Raw genomic sequence first — 17549 nt, 5'->3', positions numbered from 1 at the left:
GCGACAAAACGGACGCGGAACACCGCCAACTTCATGATCGACGCGCACGGTCAGAAGGCTCGGGCGTACTGGTTGGGCCAGGCGGGGGTGGTGCCGAGCTTGGCGGCGGCGCGGCGCGGCCAGTACGGGTCGCGCAGCAGTTCCCGGCCCAGCAGCACCAGGTCCGCCTCGCCGCCGGCCACGATCTGCTCGGCCTGCTCGGGCTCGACGATCAGGCCCACCGCACCGGTCGGCACCCCGGCGTCGCGGCGGATCCGGGCGGCCAGCGGCACCTGGTAGCCGGGTCCGACCGGGATGGACGCCCGGACGGCCGCGCCGCCGGAGGACGTGTCGACCAGGTCCACCCCGGCGGCGGCCAGCTCCCCGGCGAGCACCACGCTGTCCTCGACGGTCCAGCCGTCGTCGGTCCAGTCGGTGGCGGAGATCCGGGTCAGCACCGGCACCGACTCGCCGACGGCGGCGCGTACCGCGCGGGCCACCTCCAGGGTGAGCCGCATCCGGGCGGCCCGGTCGCCGCCCCAGCCGTCGGTGCGCCGGTTGGTCAGCGGGGACAGGAACTCGTGCAGCAGGTAGCCGTGCGCGGCGTGGATCTCCACGGCGGCGAACCCGGCGTCCAGCGCCCGCCCGGCGGCGGTGGCGAAGGCGTCCACCACGGCGGCGATGCCCGCCTCGTCCAGCGCGGTGGGCGTGCGGTACTCCGGCACGAACGGCTGGTCGCCCGGGCCCACCGGGGTCCAGCCGCCCTCGGCGTCCGGCACGCCGCCGCGCGCGGGCGCCCACGGCCGGTACGTGGACGCCTTGAACCCGGCGTGCGCGAGCTGCACGGCCGGCACCGCGCCGTGGTCGGCGACGAACGCGGTGATCGGCCGCCAGGCGTCGACGTGCGCGCCGGACCAGAGGCCGGTGTCCTGCGGGCTGATCCGGCCCTCGGGCACCACAGCTGTCGCCTCGGTGATCACGAGCCCGGCCCCGCCGACCGCGCGGGAGCCGAGGTGGACGCGGTGCCAGTCGGTGGGCAGGCCGTCGGGCCCGGCGCTGTACTGGCACATGGGCGCCAGCGCGATCCGGTTGGGCAGCGTGACGCCGCGCAGGGCGAGCGGGGTGAACAGGGCGCTCATTGTCGAAGATCCTCCGGTCATGGCTTCGGGTGCGCCTCCCGCTTTCGGAAGACGCACCCGAAGAAGTGTGGATCAGGCGGGTACGGGGTCGAGCCGCTCGGTCTCGACCGGCTCGATCAGGTCGCGCTTGCCGGCCGAGTCGTACGCGGCCCGGTCGAGCGTGCCCTCCCGGGCGGCCACGATGGTCGGCACCACCGCTTGACCGGCCACGTTCGTGGCGGTGCGGATCATGTCCAGGATCGGGTCGATGGCCAGCAGCAGGCCGGCCCCGGCCAGCGGCAGGCCCAGCGTGCTCAGGGTCAGCGTGAGCATGACGATCGCGCCGGTCAGGCCGGCGGTGGCGGCCGAGCCGACCACCGAGACGAACGCGATCAGCAGGTAGTCGGTGACGCCCAGGTTCACGCCGAACACCTGCGCCACGAAGATCGCGGCGAGCGCCGGGTAGATGGCGGCGCAGCCGTCCATCTTCGTGGTGGCGCCGAACGGCACGGCGAAGGAGGCGTACTCGCGGGGGACGCCGAGGCGCTCCACCGAGCGCTGGGTCACCGGCATGGTGCCCACCGAGGAGCGGGACACGAACGCCAGCTCGATGGCGGGCCAGGCGCCGGCGAAGAAGCGCAGCGGGTTGAGCTTGCCGGCCACCGCGAGCAGCACCGGGTAGACCACGAACAGCACCAGCGCGCAGCCGACGTAGACGGCCGTGGTGAACTTCGCGAGCGGGGCCAGCAGGTCCCAGCCGTACGAGGCGACGGCGTTGCCGATCAGGCCGAGCGTGCCGATCGGGGCGAGCCGGATGACCCACCAGAGCGCCTTCTGCACGATCGACAGCAGCGAGCGGTTGAGCGACACGAACGGCTCGGCGGCGTCGCCGACGAGCAGCGCGGCGGCACCCACCACCAGGGCGAGGAAGACGATCTGCAGGACGTTGCCCTCGACGAACGCGCCGACCGGGTTGGTCGGGACGATGCCGGTGAGGAAGTCGATCCAGGAGCCGGTGGTCTTCGGCGCGGTGGCGCCGGCCGGGTCCAGGTTGACGCCGCGGCCGGGGTCGGTGAGCAGGCCGAGGCCGATGCCGATGCTCACCGCGATGAGCGCGGTGACGGCGAACCAGAGCAGCGTCTTGACGGCGAGCCGGGCGGCGTTGGCGACGCCGCGCAGGCTGACCACGCTGACCACGATGGCGGTGAAGACAAGCGGCGGCACGGCCAGCTTGAGCAGCTGGACGAAGAGGCCGCCGACGGTGTCGAGCGTGCTGGTCAGCCAGGCGAGGTCGGCGGCGCGGGCGAGGAAACCGAGCGCCACACCGAGCACGAGGCCCAGCAGGATCTGGACGGAGAAGGGAATTCTGCGCAGGGCGGAAGCCATGAGGACGGGTCCAAGGTCTGGAGAGGGAAGGCGGGCGTCAGGGCGTGGAGCTACGCCGGACAGACGCCGCTGGCCTGCCGTCGCAGATCGACGTACAGGCGCTCGGTGAGGCACCAGACATTGGTCATCGTCGCGACACGTTACTCCCGTCGCGGGTGGGAACGGAAGGACCGTCGCCGGTGAGGCTCCTTACAGCCAGGTATCCGGAGGTGACCAGTCCCCAGGCGGCGACCACGACCAGCAGCACCCGCTCCGACAGCCCGAGCAGCGTGCTGCGGCCGACCAGCAGCAGCGCCAGCGCGACCACGACGGCCACCGGCAGCGCCACCGCCGCGCCGACCGCGGCGATCCGCCGCAGCCCCTGGTCCGCCGCCCGGGAGAACAGCACCACGAGCATGGCGAGCACCACAGCGGCGGTCGCCGCGATGCTGGCCCCGCCGTGCACCAGGTCCGCCACCGTGGGGGCCTCGAACGGCGGCAACGGGCAGCCCTCGCTGCACGTGACAGCGCCGGACAGCACAGTCGCGACCGCGCCGATGCCGAGCAGCCCGGCCGCCGCCCGCAACCCCGGCGGCAGCGCCCCGGCGAGCAGCAGCAGCGAGGCGGCCACCGAGAAGATCCCGATCCGGTACGCCCCGGCGTACCCGCTGTCCGCGATGCCCGCCTCACTCACGTACGCGACGGGTCCGGGACCGGGACCGGCGACCACCGCAACAGTCACCGCCGCCGCGCCGGCGGCCAGGCAGACGGCGGCGAACGCGGCGGAGATCCGGCGGCCGGTGTCCTCAGCCACGTCCGTGCGGGGTGGTCCAGCCGGACAGATCCGGACCCAGCGGCACGATCCGGGTCGGGTTGATCATGTCGTGGGTGGCGTAGTAGTGCCGCTTGATGTGGTCGAAGTCCACCGTCTCGCCGAAGCCCGGCGTCTGGAACAGGTCCCGCGCGTACGCCCAGAGCACCGGCATCTCGGTCAGCTTGCGCAGGTTGCACTTGAAGTGCCCGTGGTACGCCACGTCGAAGCGCACCAGCGTGGTGAACAGCCGCACGTCCGCCTCGGTGATCGCGTCGCCCATCAGGTAGCGCCGGCCGGCCAGCCGCTCGCTCAGCGCGTCGAGGCGGGCGAACAGCGCGGTGAACGCCTCGTCGTACGCCTCCTGGGAGGTGGCGAACCCGCATCGGTAGACGCCGTTGTTGACGTCCCGGTGGATCTCCGCCATCAGCGCGTCCATCTCCGGGCGCAGCTCGACCGGGTACAGATCCGGCGCGTCCGGCGCGTGGAACCGCCGCCACTCGGTCGAGAAGTCGAGCGTGAGCTGCGGATAGTCGTTCGTGACCACCCGTCCGGTGAGCGTGTCCACGAGCGCCGGCACGGTCACCCGGCCGGTGTAGTCCGCGTCGGTGGACAGGTACGCCTCGGACAGGAAGCCGATGCCGAGCACCGGGTCGAAGCCGTCCGGGTCGAGCGCGAACCGCCAGCCCCGCTCGTCCCGGATCGGGTCGACGGTGCCCAGCGAGATCACCTCGTCCAGCCCGAGCAGGCCGCGCACGATCCGGGCCCGGTGCGCCCACGGGCAGGCCCGGCACCAGATCAGCCGGTAGCGGCCCGCCTCCAGCGGCCAGCGCCCCTGATCGTCCGGCCCGCCGCCCTCCGGGGAGGTGGAGTGCGGGGTGACCCGGCCGGTGAACCGGTTGGGCTGGCGGACGAACGCGCCGCCGCCGCTTGTCTCTGCGCTGAACTGGGCCCCGGACATGCGGCAAACCTATCCGCTCCGGTCACGGATATCCTGGCGCCGGGTACCCCCACCGACCCCTTCCCACCCCCGAAGGACGTACGCGCGATGACAGTGGCCTATCTCGTTGCCGGAGTCCGCACCCCGATCGGCCGGTACGCCGGCGCCCTGGCCGGGGTCCGCCCCGACGACCTGGCCGCGCACGTCGTCCGCGAACTGGTGGCCCGCCACCCGTCGGTCGACTGGGCGCGTACCGACGACGTGATCCTGGGCTGCGCCAACCAGGCCGGCGAGGACAACCGCAACGTGGCCCGGATGGCCGCGCTGCTCGCCGAGCTGCCGGAGGAGGTGCCGGGCAGCACCGTCAACCGGCTCTGCGGATCCGGCCTGGACGCGCTCGCCTCCGCCGCCCGCGCGATCGTCGCCGGTGAGGCCGACCTGGTGGTGGCCGGCGGCGTGGAGAGCATGAGCCGCGCGCCGTTCGTCATGCCGAAGGCGGCCACGCCGTTCGCCCGCACCGCCGAGGTGTACGACACCACCATCGGCTGGCGGCTGGTCAACCCGCTGATGCGCAAGGGCTGGGGCGTCGACTCGATGCCGGAGACGGCGGAGAACGTGGCAGCCGAGTTCGGCGTGGACCGGGCCGCGCAGGACGCCTTCGCGTACCGGTCGCAGCAGCGGGCCGCCAAGGCGCAGGCCGACGGCCGGCTGGCCGAGGAGATCGTCCCGGTGACGGTGCCCGCCGGCAAGCGCGAGACGAAGCTGGTCGAGGCCGACGAGCACCCGCGCGAGACGACGCTGGCGAAGCTCGCCTCGCTGCCCACCCCGTTCCGTGAGGGCGGCACGGTGACGGCCGGCAACTCCTCCGGCGTCAACGACGGCGCGGTCGCGCTGCTCGTCGCCTCCGCGGCCGCCGTCGAACGCTACGGCCTCACCCCGCTGGCCCGGGTACGCGGCGCGGCGGCGGCCGGCGTACCGCCGCGGATCATGGGCGTCGGCCCGGTGCCGGCCACCCGCAAGCTGCTCGACCGGACGGGCCTGTCGCTCGCCGACGTGGACGTGATCGAGCTGAACGAGGCGTTCGCCGCGCAGGCCGTGGCGGTGCTGCGCGAGCTGGGCCTGCCGGAGGACGCCGAGCATGTCAACCCGGGCGGCGGGGCGATCGCGCTGGGCCACCCGCTCGGCGCCAGCGGCGCCCGGCTGGCGCTGACCGCCGCGCTGGAACTGCGCCGCCGTGGCGGCCGCCGGGCGCTCGCGACCATGTGCGTCGGCGTCGGCCAGGGCATCTCGCTGCTGCTGGAGTCGGCCGACTGACGCGGGCCGGCAGCATCGCCCGTTGTGGATCTCCCATACCTGGCCGTACCGGCCTAGAGTGGTCTGCACCACACGACCCGCCAGCGACGGCGGCGACGACCTGGGGGACCGAGCGATGCAGACGCCGGACGGCGCGCCCACCGAGATCGACCTGAGTCGGCCGAGCGCCGCCCGGGTCTACGACTACTTCCTCGGTGGGGCCCACAACTTCGAGATCGACCGGCAGCTGGCCGAGCAGATCGCGGCCATGACACCGAACCTGGCCGCCACCATGCGCTCGGGCCGGGAGTTCCTGCGCCGGGCGGTACGGGTGCTGCTCGACGCCGGCATCGACCAGTTCCTCGACATCGGCTCCGGCATCCCCACCGTCGGCAACGTGCACGAGGTCGCCCAGGCCGCGAACCCGGACGCCCGCATCGTGTACGTCGACATCGACCCGGTCGCCGTGGCGCACAGCCACGAGCTGCTCGCCGGCAACGAGCGCGCCACCGCGGTCCTGGCCGACCTGCGTGAGCCGAAGCTGATCCTGGACCACGCCCGGTCCAGCGGGCTGATCGACTTCGACCGGCCGCTGGGCATCCTGCTCGCCGGCGTCGTGCACTTCGTCCCGGACGCCGACCGCCCGGCCGACATCCTGGCCACCCTGCGGGCGGCCGCCGCCCCGGGCAGCTACCTGGTCATCTCCCACTCCACGTTCGAGGACCAGCCGCAGGAGATGCTGGACGCGCAGCGGCTGTCCGCGCGTACCGCCACCGAGATCACGCTGCGCTCGCGGGCCGAGATCACCGGCTTCTTCGGCGACTGGACGATCCTCGAACCGGGCGTGGTGCACATGCCGCTGTGGCGGCCCGAGTCACCGTCGGACGTGGACGAGCACCCGGAGCGGTTCGGCGCCTTCGGCGGCGTCGCCCGGCACGACCGCGCCCTCGGCTGATCCCATGCGCGCCCCGGACATCGACGGGGGAGACGTCAGCCGGCCCGGCGCCGTCGCGTACGCCGCCGAGTGGGCTCGTGCGGTGCGCCGCATCGGATTCGTGCCGCTGACCGCGGCCGAGACCGAGCGCCTGCTGGTGCCGCTCACCGAGCGGCTCGGCGAGGCCCTGCTCGCCCCCACCTTCTCCGCCCGCCCGGCGGAGGAGGTGGGACGGGCCCTGGTGCAGGCGCATCTCACCGAGCCCGGCGTGCTCGACTGGTCGGTGCACGCGCTCGGTGACCGGTTCCTGCAGTGGGTGCTGCCCGGCCGGGCGGAGTCACCCGAACTGCGCGAGCGGGTCGCGCTGCTGCAGGGCGCGTTCGCCGCCGGGTTCGCCCGCGCGTTGCGCGACCGGGTGTTCAGCCAGCAGGAGCGAATCTCCCGTTCCGCCTGGCAGGCGCGGGACACCGTCGAGCAGGCGCTGCGGGACAGCGAGGCCCGCTTCCGGGCGGTCTTCACCGGCGCCGTCATCGGCATCGGCATCGCCGGTGTGGACGGGCAGATCATCGAGGTCAACCAGTCCTTCGCGGACATGCTCGGCTACACCGTCGCGGAGATGCGGCGGATGAACGTGTCGGCGCTGGCCTACGCCGACGACGCGGCCGGCATGTGGGAGCTGTACCAGGAGCTGATCGAGGGCAAGCGGGACAGCGCGCGGGTCGAGAAGCGCTACTACCGCAAGGACGGCAGCGTCGTCTGGACCGACCTCGCGGTCTCGCTGATCCGGCACGACGACGGCCGGCCCCGGTTCACCGTCGCCATGGTCGAGGACATCACCGAGCGGTACGAGCTGCAGCAGCGGCTGCGCTTCCAGGCGCTGCACGACCCGCTGACCGGCCTGCCCAACCGGACGCTGTTCTTCGAGACGCTCGGCACCGTCTTCGACGGGGCGGGCGACGACCAGCGCGTCGGGCTCTGCTTCATCGACCTGGACGGCTTCAAGGCGATAAACGACAGCCTCGGCCACGACCTGGGCGACCGGCTGCTCAAGGTGATCGCCCGCCGGCTCAGCGACTGCGTGGCCGGGCGCGGTCACCTGGTGGCCCGCATGGGCGGCGACGAGTTCGTCATCCTGGTCGACTCCGACGGCGGCATCGACGACGCGGTGGAGGTCGCCGAACTGGCGCTGGCCGCCGTCTCCGCGCCGGTGCACGTCGCCGACCAGCAGCTCGCCGTGTCGGCGAGCATCGGCATCGTGGAGTGCCCGGCGGCGGAAACCAGCGTCGGTGACCTGATGAAGGCCGCCGACACCACGCTGTACTGGGCCAAGGCGGAGGGCCGGGGACGCTGGGCGGTGTACGACCCGGAGCGCAGCGCCGCCGACATCGCCCGCTCGGCGCTGGCCGCGAACCTGCCCGCCGCGCTGGACCGGGACGAGTTCGTGCTGCACTACCAGCCGATCGTGTCGCTGCTGGACGGCACGATGGTGGCGGTCGAGGCGCTGGTGCGCTGGCAGCACCCCGAGCTGGGCCTGATCGGGCCGGACCGGTTCATCGGGCTGGCCGAGGAGACCGGCCTGATCGTCCGGCTCGGCGCGTGGGTGCTGCGTCAGGCGTGCCGCGACGCCGAGTCGTGGCGGCGCGCGTACCCGGAGACGTCGCTGGTGGTCAGCGTCAACCTGGCCGCCCGGCAGGCGGACGACCCGGCCATCGTGGAGACGGTCGCGGAGGCGTTGCAGCACACCGGCCTGCCGGCCGAGCTGTTGCAGCTGGAGCTGACCGAGAGCGCGGTCATGGGCAGCGCGGGTGAGCCGCTGCGGACCCTGCACCAGCTCGCCGACCTGGGGCTGCGGCTGGCCATCGACGACTTCGGCACCGGGTACTCGAACCTGGCGTACCTGCGGCGGCTGCCGATCCACTGCGTGAAGCTGGCGGGCCCGTTCGTCGAGGGGATAAAGGGTGACGGCGGGGACGCGGTCGCCGACCACCGGGACGAGCGGATCGTGGACGCGCTGGTCCGGCTGGCGCACGCGCTGGAGCTGTCGGTGACGGCCGAGGCGGTGGAGACCGAGGTGCAGGCCGAGCGGCTGCGGGCGCTGCGGTGCGACACCGGGCAGGGCCGCCTGTTCGGCGCCCCGATGCCCGCCGACGGCATCCGCGCCCGCCTGGGCGGGTAAGGAAGGGCCCCCTGTTAACGCCTCCGGTAGAGCAGGGGGCCCCGCTTAACACCTCCCGCTCACGCGGCGGCAGGCGAGGAAGGGAGAACGGTGAGCCTCACCGATTCGCAGGCCGTGGTGTCGGTGGTCGCCGCGCTGGCGATCATCGCCGGGCTGGCCGGAGTGGTAGTGCCCGGGCTGCCGGCGCTGCCGCTGTGCTGGGGCGGCGTACTGGTGTGGGCGCTGTTCGGCGGCGCCGGGCCGGGCCGCTGGGCGGTGCTCGCCGCCGCCACAGTGATCGCCGCCGGCGGCACCGTGCTCAAGTACCTGTGGCCCGGGCGGAACCTGAAGCGGACCGGCGTGCCCACGTCGTCGCTGCTGGTCGGCGGGCTGCTCGGGGTGGTCGGCTTCTTCGTGATCCCGGTGGTCGGGCTGCCGATCGGCTTCGTCGGCGGGATCTTCGGCGCGGAGCGGCTGCGGCTGGGCGACACCCGGCTCGCCTGGCCGGCCACCGTGCAGGCGCTGAAGGCGGCCGGGCTGTCCATGCTGCTGGAGTTCATGGCCGGCCTGATGATCGCCGCGCTCTGGGTCGCCGGGTTGCTGTTCGTCTAGAGGTGCGGCGGCGCGGGGCGTCCGGAGGGTACGGCCGATCGCCGTACTTCAGTGAGAGAGAGGTGGACGCCGCGCGCCGCCGCGGACCGGGCGTTGCCGAGCGCCCGGCGCCGGCCCGTCGGGTCGGGCCTGGTCACGCCCACAATGATGCCCCCGGTGGGATCCGGCGACAACGCAATTACCGGGGTACGTATTGACCACCTTGATCGGCCGGGAGCACACTGCGAGCACTCGCACGAGCATCGCCTCGAGGAGGTGTGCAGTGGCCACGACGCCCGCGCCGACCGCCGAGCAGCCGATGGACGACGACGCCCGACGACTCGCCGAACTCGGCTACAAACAGGAGTTGCGCCGCAAGTGGAGCGGCTTCTCCAACTTCGCGATCTCGTTCTCCATCATCTCGATCCTGGCCGGCTGCTTCACCACATTCGGCCAGGCGTGGAACAACGGCGGCCCGGTGGCGATCTCCTGGGGCTGGCCGCTGATCTCGCTGTTCATCCTGATCATCGGCTTCTGCCTGGCCGAGCTGGTTTCCGCGTACCCGACGGCGGGCGGGATCTACTGGTGGGCGGCGACCATGGGCCGGCCGGTGCACGGCTGGTTCACCGGCTGGCTCAACCTGATCGGGCTGGTCGCGGTGACCGCCTCTGTCGACTACGGCTGCGCCACGTTCCTCAACCTGACGCTGTCGGCGCTGTTCGACGGCTGGGCCGGCACCGGGCACCAGACGTTCGGGCTGTTCGTGGTGATCCTCGCGCTGCACGGTCTGATCAACATCTACGGGCACCGGATCATCGACGTACTCCAGAACGTCTCGGTCTGGTGGCACGTGGCCGGCGCGGCCGCCGTGGTGCTGATCCTGGTCCTGGTCCCGGACAACCACCAGAGCTTCCAGTTCGTGTTCACCGAGCGGTTCAACAACTCCGGCTTCGGTGACGGCGACACCGGCGGGCTGGCGTTCTGGTTCTACGTGCTGCCGCTGGGCTTCCTGCTCACGCAGTACACGATCACCGGCTTCGACGCCTGCGCGCACGTCTCCGAGGAGACCCGCGGCGCGTCCAAGGCCGCCGCGCAGGGGCTGTGGCGGTCGATCTTCTACTCGGCGGTGGGCGGCTGGATCCTGCTGCTGGCGTTCCTGTTCGCGGCCACCGACGTGGACGCGATAAACGAGGCGGGCGGCTTCTCCGGGGCGATCTTCGAGACCGCGCTGACGCCGTTCTTCTTCAAGGCCGTCATCATCATCTCCACCATCGGGCAGTTCTTCTGCGGCATGAGCTGCGTGACGTCGATGTCGCGGATGGCGTACGCGTTCAGCCGCGACCGGGCCGTGCCCGGCTGGCGGCTGTGGTCGACTGTCGACCGCAACGGCACGCCTGTGAACGCCATCATCGGCGCGACGCTGGCCGGGCTGGTGCTCACGCTGCCCGCGCTCTACCAGCGCGGCGGCATCCCTGTCGCGTTCTACGCGGTGGTGTCGGTGGCGGTGATCGGGCTGTACCTGTCCTTCATCATCCCGATCTTCCTGCGGCTGCGGATGGGCGACCGGTTCACCCCGGGCCCGTGGACGCTCGGCCGCCGCTACAAGCTGCTCGGCTGGATCGCGGTGGTCGAGATCGCCGTGATCTCGATCTACTTCGTGCTGCCGATCGTCCCGGCGGGTGTACCAGGCAACCCCGACTTCAGCTGGACGGCTGTCAACTACGCGCCCATCGCGATCGGTGGCGTGCTGCTCGGCGTCGCCATCTGGTGGTACGCCTCGGCCCGCAAGTGGTTCACCGGCCCGCGCCGTACCGTCGAACAGGCCGATCCGGAGCCCGAGCCCGCCGAGCCGTCGTAGCTGTCGGTGGGGCCTGCCATGATCCGGCCCATGAATGCGGAAGCGGTGGTACGCGCGCTGTGGGATCGCATGCAGGCCCGCGACTGGGCCGGCGTCGGCGAGCTGCTGGCCGACGACGTGGTGGTGGAGTGGCCGGCCAGCGCCGAGCGGATCGTGGGTCGCGACAACTACGTGAAGATCAACGCCGAGTACCCGGAGGGCTGGTCGATCCGGGTGCTGCGGGTGGTGGCGTCGGGCGAGACGGTGGTGTCCGAGGTGGAGGTGCCGCACGAGGGGATGGGTGTGCACCGGGTCGCGTCGTTCTGGACCGTGCGCGACGGGCGGATCGTCGAGGGCCGGGAGTACTGGACCAGCCTCGGCCAGGACCCGTCCCCGCAGTGGCGAGCGGCCTGGGTCCAGCCGATGTGAAGTGGCCTGTTGGTCAGGCTGCGGGTCCGGTCTGCTTGGCCAGGGCGATGAATGACCGCCACGAGGACGGGGTGACGTGGAGGGTGCCGCCGTCGCGGTCCTTGCTGTCGCGTACGAGTACGACTCCCGGCAGGTTGTCGGCCACCTCCACGCAGTCACCACCGCTCGTGCCGCTGCGGGTGGACTTCTTCCAGATCGCGCTACTGAGGTCCATGCTGACTCTCTACTTCCTTTATCAGGGCGACCGACAGGGTCTGCGGCAAGGCTACGCTGCGGACGCCTTCCCACCGTGCCAGGAGCGTCGCCATCGCATCCTCGCCATCGACGACCAGACCCGCAAGCTGGTTCTCCAGGTGCCCCACCCAGCCGCCTTCCGCCGAGTGGGCCAGCGCCAGCGGGCCCGGAAAGGCCGACGTGATGACCGGCATCGGCTGGAATAACGTGTAGTTGGACGTGCGGCAGTTCGGCCATGTGCAGCAGGTGCGCGAGCTGCTCGGCCATGATGGCGTCACGGCGGCGGAGCGCTGACTCATCAGTCACTGCGATGACGAGCGGGGGACGGTCGCGAAGCAAGATCTCCTGCCGCTCCAATCGTGCAGCTACCTGCTTCTCCACTTCCTCGTGGGGTCTCGTGCTGTCGAAGCGCAGCACCATCCGGGCATAGTTCGCCGTCTGAAGCAGGCCAGGGATCAGGGACGGATTGAAATACCGAAGCTGACGGGCCGAGCGCTCGGCCTCCAGCCAGGGACGGAACCACGAAGGCTGGCTCTCCCGTTCGGCCATCTTCAGCAGCGTTGTCAGCAGGTCGCCGGTCTTCAGCGCCTCATCTGCTCGCGCAAGGAACACGCGATCCAGCGGACGGGCCCCAGTCTCCACTGCCGAGACCATGGACGCGGAGTAGTGCAGAAGCCTGCCGAACTCCTCCTGACTGAGACCGGCGGCGGAGCGCATCCGGCGGAGCTGCGATCGGATGAGATCGGCTGTCGGTTCCTCCACAGTCCGTGCGTGAATTTCATTCGACATCCGCCGACCGGCCCGGTGCTTCACTCGTGCGCCGTGACCAGGCTCGATGCCTTCCGACCGTAGCGGTGCCCTCACCAGACTGTCACGCATGCGGATCCGCTCGTCGCAGGCGAGCACGGGCGGCATTCCAGCCCGGGGCCGCCCGGTCCCGACGATGCCGGGCGGCCCCCTCCATCAACGAGGAGGCCGATGTGCGTGTCCGATGGTTCCGGTGCCGTACCCGGGAGCTGCCCACCCTGCCGAAGCGAGACCCCGGCAGCAACCTGCCGGCGTGGATGCGCGAGCCGACCCGGGTGTTTCCCACGGTTCGCCCGGGCAGCCCAGGTCGTCTGACACCGGCGCAGGAGTGGCGGGCGAACGGGGGCCGCTGGTGACGGCTCTGGTCGGTGTCCTCAGCGCCATCGGGCACGTCGGGTATCAGCCGGACTGGACATGCGAGCGCTGCCGGGAGCCGTGGCCGTGTCCCACCCTGCGTCGCATTCCGCGCGATCAGCTCGATCCGGCTGCGCTCATCCGGATGATGGCGTTCCTCGTACGCGGCGCGATCCGGGATCTGCGTGGCCGCGTCGAGGGGCCGGAACCGCCCGAGATCGTCCGGCGGTTCTTCTGGTTCCTTCCGCTCAGCGACGACGAGGCGCGTGCAATCGCTCGAAGGTTGCGGTGATGGGCCGGCGCGTGGTTCCGCACCTGCCTGTGCGCCCGCTCTGGCGGTGCCGCAACTGCGGGGCGGAGTGGCCCTGCCAGCCGGCCCGGCTGTCGCTGCTCGTCGAGTACCGGGAGGACCGTACCGCGTTGCTGCTCTATCTCGGCGGGCTGATGACCGAGGCGCGGGAACAACTCGCCCAACTGAATCCCGACCACGCGCCGGACCTGCACAGCCGATTCCTGGCCTGGGCGCGGGTTCGTGGCTGACGCGGCGCGGGCTGTCCGCGTACCCCGGGGGTCAGATCGTGGGGCGGCGGTGGGTGAGCGGGAAGCGCAGGATGCGGTCGTCGCCGGCCGCCGGGGTGCCGCGGCCGTCGCGGTTGCTGGTCGCGACCCAGAGCGCGCCGTCGGGGGCCACCTCGACGGTACGCAGGCGGCCGTACGTGCCGGCCAGCTCCGCCACCGGTACGCCGACGCGGCCGGCGGCGTCGACGGGCACCGCCCACAGCCGGGCGCCGCGCAGCGCGGCGACGTAGAGCGTGCCCCTGGCGAAAGCGGCGCCGCTCGGGGACGCCTGGGCGGGCGGCCAGACGACGACCGGGTCGCGGAACCGGGGGTCACCGGCGGCGCCCTCGACGACCGGCCAGCCGTAGTTGCCGCCGGGCACGATCCGGTTCACCTCGTCCCAGGTGCTCTGCCCGAACTCGGTGGCGAAGAGCCGGCCGTGCCGGTCCCAGGCGAGGCCCTGCACGTTGCGGTGGCCGTAGCTGTAGACGAGCGAGCCCGGGAACGGGTTGTCCGCGGGCGTCCGGCCGTCCGGGCGGAGCCGCAGGATCTTGCCGTTGCGGCTGGTCAGGTCCTGCGCGCGGGCGGCCACCCCGGCGTCGCCGATCCCGGCGTAGAGCATGCCGTCGGGGCCGAACGCGATCCGCCCGCCGGCGTGCACCGAGCTGCGGGCGATGCCGCTGACCAGCACCCGGGGCGCGCGGGACGAGCCGAGGCGGAACCGGACGATCCGCAGATCCGTGGCGGTGGTGTAGGCGGCGTAGACCCACCGGTCCCGGCGGTACGTGGGGGAGACCGCCAGCCCGAGCAGGCCCGTCTCCCCACCGGCGACCACGTCGGCGATCCGCGCCACCTCGCGGGCCGGGCGTCCGGGGCGTACGCGCAGGATCGTGCCCCGGTCCCGCTGCGCGACCAGGGCGCTGCCGTCGGGCAGGAAGCCCAGGCCCCACGGCGCCTCCAGGCCGGTGGCGACGACGTGCGGGCGGCTCAGGTCGTAGCCGGACCAGCCGGAGCGTCCGTCGAAGCCGTGCAGGTCGAGCATGACCGGTCGCGCGTCGGCGGTCGCCGGCCGGTCCGGCCCGGCAGCGGGTCGTCCCTCGGCGGGTCTGCGGTCGGCGTGCGCGTCGGTGGCGGCCAGCACGATCGCGAGGACGGCGGCGACGACCGCGACGGTACGACGGCGCATGTGCTCTCCCCGGTTTCGCACCCGGCCTCGCCGGGGCATTGACGGTGATCCGGTTTGCCAGTAGACCTTGGTGATGGAGGCCCCTGATGAAACCAACGCCGCTCTCGCTGGAACAGTTGCGGGTCGCCGTCACCGAGGGTGAGATCGACACGGTGGTGCTCGCTCTCACCGACATGCAGGGGCGCTTGCAGGGCAAGCGGTTCCACGCGCCCTACTTCCTCGACCAGGTGGTCACGCACGGCAGCGAGGGCTGCAACTACCTGCTCGCCGTGGACGTCGACATGAACACCGTCGACGGGTACGCGATGTCGAGCTGGGAACGCGGCTACGGCGACTTCGCCATGCGCCCCGACCTGGACACGTTGCGCCGGATGCCCTGGCAGCCCGGCTCCGCGCTGCTGCTGGCCGACCTGGAGTGGCTGGACGGGTCCGGCCCGGTGGTCGCCTCGCCCCGGCAGATCCTGCGCAAGCAACTGGACCGGCTGGCCGCGCACGGGCTGACCGCGTACGCCGGCACCGAACTGGAGTTCGTGCTCTACCGCGACTCGTACGAGGAGGCGTGGCGGCGCGGCTACCGCGATCTCACGCCGGCCAACCAGTACAACGTGGACTACTCGCTGCTCGGCACCGCCCGGGTCGAGCCGCTGCTGCGCCGCATTCGCACCGAGATGGCCGGCGCCGGACTCACCCCGGAGAGCGCGAAGGGCGAGTGCAACCTCGGCCAGCACGAGATCGCCTTCCGGTACGACGAGGCGGTGCGCTGCGCCGACCACCACGTCATCTACAAGAACGGCGCGAAGGAGATCGCCGCCCAGGAGGGCATGGCGATCACGTTCATGGCGAAGCCGAACGAGCGGGAGGGCAACTCCTGCCACATCCACTTCTCGCTGCGTGACGCCTCCGGCTCGTCGGCGATGCTGGGGGACGGGCCCGCGCACCTGAGCGTCACCGGTCAGCGGGTGCTGGCCGGGCTGCTCGCCACGATGCGCGAGTTCAGCCTGTTCTTCGCGCCGAACATCAACTCGTACAAGCGTTACCAGCCGGGCTCGTTCGCGCCGACCGCGCTGCGCTGGGGCACCGACAACCGCACCTGCGCGCTGCGGCTGGTCGGGCACGGGCAGGGGATGCGGGTGGAGAACCGGGTGCCGGGGGCCGACGTCAACCCGTACCTGGCGATCGCCGCACTGGTGGCCGGGGCGGTGCACGGCATCGAGAACGAGCTGGAGCTGGCGGACGAGTGCACCGGCAACGCGTACGACGACCCGGACGCCGAGCGGGTGCCAACCACGCTGCGTGACGCGCTGGACCTGTGGCAGCGCTCCGAGGTGGCCCGGGAGGCGTTCGGCGACGAGGTGGCCGACCACTACGCCAACCAGGCGAAGGTCGAGCTGACCGCCTTCGACGCCGCGGTGACGGACTGGGAGCTGACCCGTGGCTTCGAACGCCTCTGACCCGCCGCCCTCCCTCGCCCCCGCGCCCGCCCTCGCGCCCCCGCTGTCGACGCCGATCTTGCACTTACAGCCCTCGACGCGGGCGTTGTGCGGCTTTCGCCGGGGCAGCAACTACAAGATCGCCGAGCTGAGGGGAGGGGGACCGCGTGGGTGAGGTGATCTCGCCTGTTGACGGGGCGGGGATCGGGGTCGTTCCGGGGTGCTCCGTTGAGGACGTGGATGCGGCTGTCGCGCGGGCTTCCGCGGCGTTCGAGACGTGGCGTCACGTGGCGCCGGGGGATCGGGGGCGGCTGCTGCGGCGGTTCGCGGCCCAGGTCGACGCGCACCTGGAGGAGCTGGCTCTGCTGGAGGTGCGCAACGCCGGGCACACCATCGGCAACGCGCGCTGGGAGGCGGGCAACGTCCGCGACGTGCTCGACTACTACGCGGGCGCGCCGGAACGGCTGACCGGGCACCAGATCCCGGTACCCGGGGGGCTCGACGTCACGTTCCACGAACCGCTGGGCGTGGTCGGCGTGATCGTGCCGTGGAACTTCCCGATGCCGATCGCCGGCTGGGGGTTCGCCCCGGCGCTCGCCGCCGGCAACACGGTCGTGCTGAAACCGGCCGAGCTGACCCCGCTGACCGCGCTGCGCCTGGCCGACCTGGCCCGCGACGCCGGCCTGCCTGACGGCGTGTTCACAGTGCTGCCCGGCCGGGGCAGCGTGGTCGGCGAGCGGTTCGTGACCCACCCGGCGGTCCGCAAGATCTGCTTCACCGGCTCGACCGAGGTCGGCACCCGGATCATGGCCGGCTGCGCCGCCCAGGTGAAGCGGGTGACGCTGGAGCTGGGCGGCAAGTCGGCCAACATCGTCTTCGCCGACGCCGACCTGGAGAAGGCGGCGGCCACCGCGCCGTACGCGGTCTTCGACAACGCCGGCCAGGACTGCTGCGCCCGCTCCCGCATCCTGGTCCAGCGTCAGGTGTACGACAGGTTCCTGGAACTGCTCGAACCGGCCGTACGGGCGGTGCGGGTGGAGGACCCGGCCCGGGACACGGCCGAGATGGGCCCGCTGATCTCCGCCGCGCACCGGGACCGCGTCGCCGGGTACGTCGACGGCGCGGACGTCGCGTTCACCGGCTCCTGCCCCGACGGCCCCGGCTTCTGGTACGCCCCGACGGTGCTGCTCGCCGGCTCCCCGGCCGACCGGCACTGGCGGGAGGAGGTCTTCGGCCCGGTCGTCTCGGTGCTGCCGTTCGACGACGAGGCGGACGCGATCCGGCTCGCCAACGACACCGAGTACGGCCTCTCCGGCTCGATCTGGACCCGGGACGTCGGGCGGGCGGTGCGGGTGGCCCGCGCGGTCGAGGCCGGCAACCTCAGCGTCAACTCGCACTCCTCGGTGCGCTACTGGACCCCGTTCGGCGGGATGAAGCGTTCCGGCCTGGGCCGGGAGCTGGGTCCGGACGCGCTGCACGCCTTCACCGACGTCAAGAACGTGTTCATCGGCACCGAGGAGTGATCACA

16 protein-coding genes and 1 pseudogene are annotated in these 17549 nt (G+C 72.2%); 10 read left to right on the top strand and 7 right to left on the bottom strand.

The features are described from left to right. Positions 1–50: 50 nt before the first annotated feature. From KBX43_RS04610 to KBX43_RS04595, 4 genes are all read right to left on the bottom strand, one after another. A complete protein-coding gene (locus tag KBX43_RS04610) occupies positions 51–1118 on the bottom strand; it encodes an NADH:flavin oxidoreductase/NADH oxidase (RefSeq protein WP_064447067.1) in 1068 nt (355 codons plus the stop codon). A 72-nt stretch (positions 1119–1190) separates the two neighbouring features. Then, a complete protein-coding gene (locus KBX43_RS04605) occupies positions 1191–2471 on the bottom strand; it encodes a dicarboxylate/amino acid:cation symporter (protein ID WP_181373726.1) in 1281 nt (426 codons plus the stop codon). Between the two features lie 136 nt (positions 2472–2607). Further along, on the bottom strand, positions 2608–3276 hold the full coding sequence (locus KBX43_RS04600; RefSeq protein WP_043325855.1) for a DUF998 domain-containing protein: 669 nt from the start codon (positions 3274–3276) through the stop codon (positions 2608–2610). Further along, entirely contained in the window at positions 3269–4234 is a 966-nt protein-coding gene (locus KBX43_RS04595; protein WP_043325853.1) for a glutathione S-transferase family protein, read from the bottom strand. Before KBX43_RS04595 ends, KBX43_RS04600 begins: the two co-directional genes overlap by 8 nt. An 87-nt stretch (positions 4235–4321) precedes the next feature. Between KBX43_RS04595 and pcaF the strand changes: the two genes are divergently transcribed. The 6 genes from pcaF (at position 4322) to KBX43_RS04565 (ending at position 11452) form a co-directional block, all read left to right on the top strand. Then, positions 4322–5527 (top strand): 3-oxoadipyl-CoA thiolase, encoded by a 1206-nt coding sequence (gene pcaF / locus KBX43_RS04590; protein ID WP_113971791.1) that lies wholly within the window; start codon positions 4322–4324, stop codon positions 5525–5527. A 115-nt stretch (positions 5528–5642) separates the two neighbouring features. After that, positions 5643–6461, top strand: a complete 819-nt coding sequence (locus KBX43_RS04585) for an SAM-dependent methyltransferase (RefSeq protein ID WP_064447258.1) — start codon at positions 5643–5645, stop codon at positions 6459–6461. Between the two features lie 4 nt (positions 6462–6465). Beyond that, on the top strand, positions 6466–8616 hold the full coding sequence (locus KBX43_RS04580) for a bifunctional diguanylate cyclase/phosphodiesterase (RefSeq protein WP_210883375.1): 2151 nt from the start codon (positions 6466–6468) through the stop codon (positions 8614–8616). A gap of 90 nt (positions 8617–8706) precedes the next feature. Continuing rightward, positions 8707–9207 carry a DUF456 domain-containing protein gene (locus KBX43_RS04575; protein WP_043325848.1) on the top strand — a complete coding sequence of 167 codons (501 nt, stop codon included), beginning with the start codon at positions 8707–8709 and terminating at the stop codon, positions 9205–9207. A 262-nt stretch (positions 9208–9469) separates the two neighbouring features. Continuing rightward, positions 9470–11044 carry an amino acid permease gene (locus KBX43_RS04570; protein WP_043325847.1) on the top strand — a complete coding sequence of 525 codons (1575 nt, stop codon included), beginning with the start codon at positions 9470–9472 and terminating at the stop codon, positions 11042–11044. Between the two features lie 30 nt (positions 11045–11074). Then, positions 11075–11452, top strand: coding sequence for a nuclear transport factor 2 family protein (locus tag KBX43_RS04565; protein WP_043325845.1), 378 nt, complete (start codon positions 11075–11077; stop codon positions 11450–11452). Between the two features lie 13 nt (positions 11453–11465). Here the strand turns inward: KBX43_RS04565 and KBX43_RS04560 are convergent, their stop codons facing one another. Further along, on the bottom strand, positions 11466–11666 hold the full coding sequence (locus KBX43_RS04560) for a DUF397 domain-containing protein (RefSeq protein ID WP_043325844.1): 201 nt from the start codon (positions 11664–11666) through the stop codon (positions 11466–11468). Continuing rightward, positions 11653–12475 (bottom strand): annotated as a pseudogene (locus KBX43_RS04555) (helix-turn-helix domain-containing protein). The gene KBX43_RS04560 and the pseudogene KBX43_RS04555 overlap by 14 nt, the downstream one beginning before the upstream one ends. A gap of 370 nt (positions 12476–12845) precedes the next feature. On the opposite strand from KBX43_RS04555, the gene KBX43_RS04550 reads away from it, so the two are divergent. Next, positions 12846–13139 carry a hypothetical protein gene (locus KBX43_RS04550; protein ID WP_307851469.1) on the top strand — a complete coding sequence of 98 codons (294 nt, stop codon included), beginning with the start codon at positions 12846–12848 and terminating at the stop codon, positions 13137–13139. Beyond that, on the top strand, positions 13139–13387 hold the full coding sequence (locus tag KBX43_RS04545) for a hypothetical protein (protein ID WP_043325839.1): 249 nt from the start codon (positions 13139–13141) through the stop codon (positions 13385–13387). Before KBX43_RS04550 ends, KBX43_RS04545 begins: the two co-directional genes overlap by 1 nt. 31 nt (positions 13388–13418) lie before the next feature. Here KBX43_RS04545 and KBX43_RS04540 read toward each other — a convergent pair whose 3' ends face one another. Beyond that, positions 13419–14591, bottom strand: a complete 1173-nt coding sequence (locus KBX43_RS04540) for a sorbosone dehydrogenase family protein (protein ID WP_210883373.1) — start codon at positions 14589–14591, stop codon at positions 13419–13421. Positions 14592–14677: 86 nt separating this feature from the next. Here KBX43_RS04540 and KBX43_RS04535 point away from each other — a divergent pair, with 86 nt between their 5' ends. Together KBX43_RS04535 and KBX43_RS04530 are read left to right on the top strand one after the other, a co-directional pair. Continuing rightward, positions 14678–16042: a glutamine synthetase family protein gene (locus KBX43_RS04535; RefSeq protein ID WP_187693654.1), complete on the top strand. Its 1365-nt coding sequence runs from the start codon at positions 14678–14680 to the stop codon at positions 16040–16042. A gap of 155 nt (positions 16043–16197) precedes the next feature. Further along, positions 16198–17544, top strand: a complete 1347-nt coding sequence (locus KBX43_RS04530; protein WP_369830124.1) for an aldehyde dehydrogenase — start codon at positions 16198–16200, stop codon at positions 17542–17544. Positions 17545–17549: the final 5 nt, after the last annotated feature.

The organism is Micromonospora sp. C41, from assembly GCF_018070485.1.
GTDB classification, from domain to species: Bacteria; Actinomycetota; Actinomycetes; order Mycobacteriales; family Micromonosporaceae; genus Micromonospora; species Micromonospora chalcea.
The sequence above is the reverse complement of the archived record's forward strand: the minus strand, read 5'-3'. Positions and strand labels throughout refer to the sequence as shown.

Excerpts from the sequence above, each read along its gene's own strand:
- KBX43_RS04610 (WP_064447067.1), bottom strand. The coding sequence starts at position 1,118 with ATGAGCGCCCTGTTCACCCCGCTCGCCCTGCGCGGCGTCACGCTGCCC.
- KBX43_RS04595 (WP_043325853.1), bottom strand. The coding sequence starts at position 4,234 with ATGTCCGGGGCCCAGTTCAGCGCAGAGACAAGCGGCGGCGGCGCGTTC.
- pcaF (WP_113971791.1), top strand. The coding sequence starts at position 4,322 with ATGACAGTGGCCTATCTCGTTGCCGGAGTCCGCACCCCGATCGGCCGG.
- KBX43_RS04585 (WP_064447258.1), top strand. The coding sequence starts at position 5,643 with ATGCAGACGCCGGACGGCGCGCCCACCGAGATCGACCTGAGTCGGCCG.
- KBX43_RS04580 (WP_210883375.1), top strand. The coding sequence starts at position 6,466 with ATGCGCGCCCCGGACATCGACGGGGGAGACGTCAGCCGGCCCGGCGCC.
- KBX43_RS04565 (WP_043325845.1), top strand. The coding sequence starts at position 11,075 with ATGAATGCGGAAGCGGTGGTACGCGCGCTGTGGGATCGCATGCAGGCC.
- KBX43_RS04560 (WP_043325844.1), bottom strand. The coding sequence starts at position 11,666 with ATGGACCTCAGTAGCGCGATCTGGAAGAAGTCCACCCGCAGCGGCACG.
- KBX43_RS04545 (WP_043325839.1), top strand. The coding sequence starts at position 13,139 with ATGGGCCGGCGCGTGGTTCCGCACCTGCCTGTGCGCCCGCTCTGGCGG.
- KBX43_RS04540 (WP_210883373.1), bottom strand. The coding sequence starts at position 14,591 with ATGCGCCGTCGTACCGTCGCGGTCGTCGCCGCCGTCCTCGCGATCGTG.
- KBX43_RS04535 (WP_187693654.1), top strand. The coding sequence starts at position 14,678 with ATGAAACCAACGCCGCTCTCGCTGGAACAGTTGCGGGTCGCCGTCACC.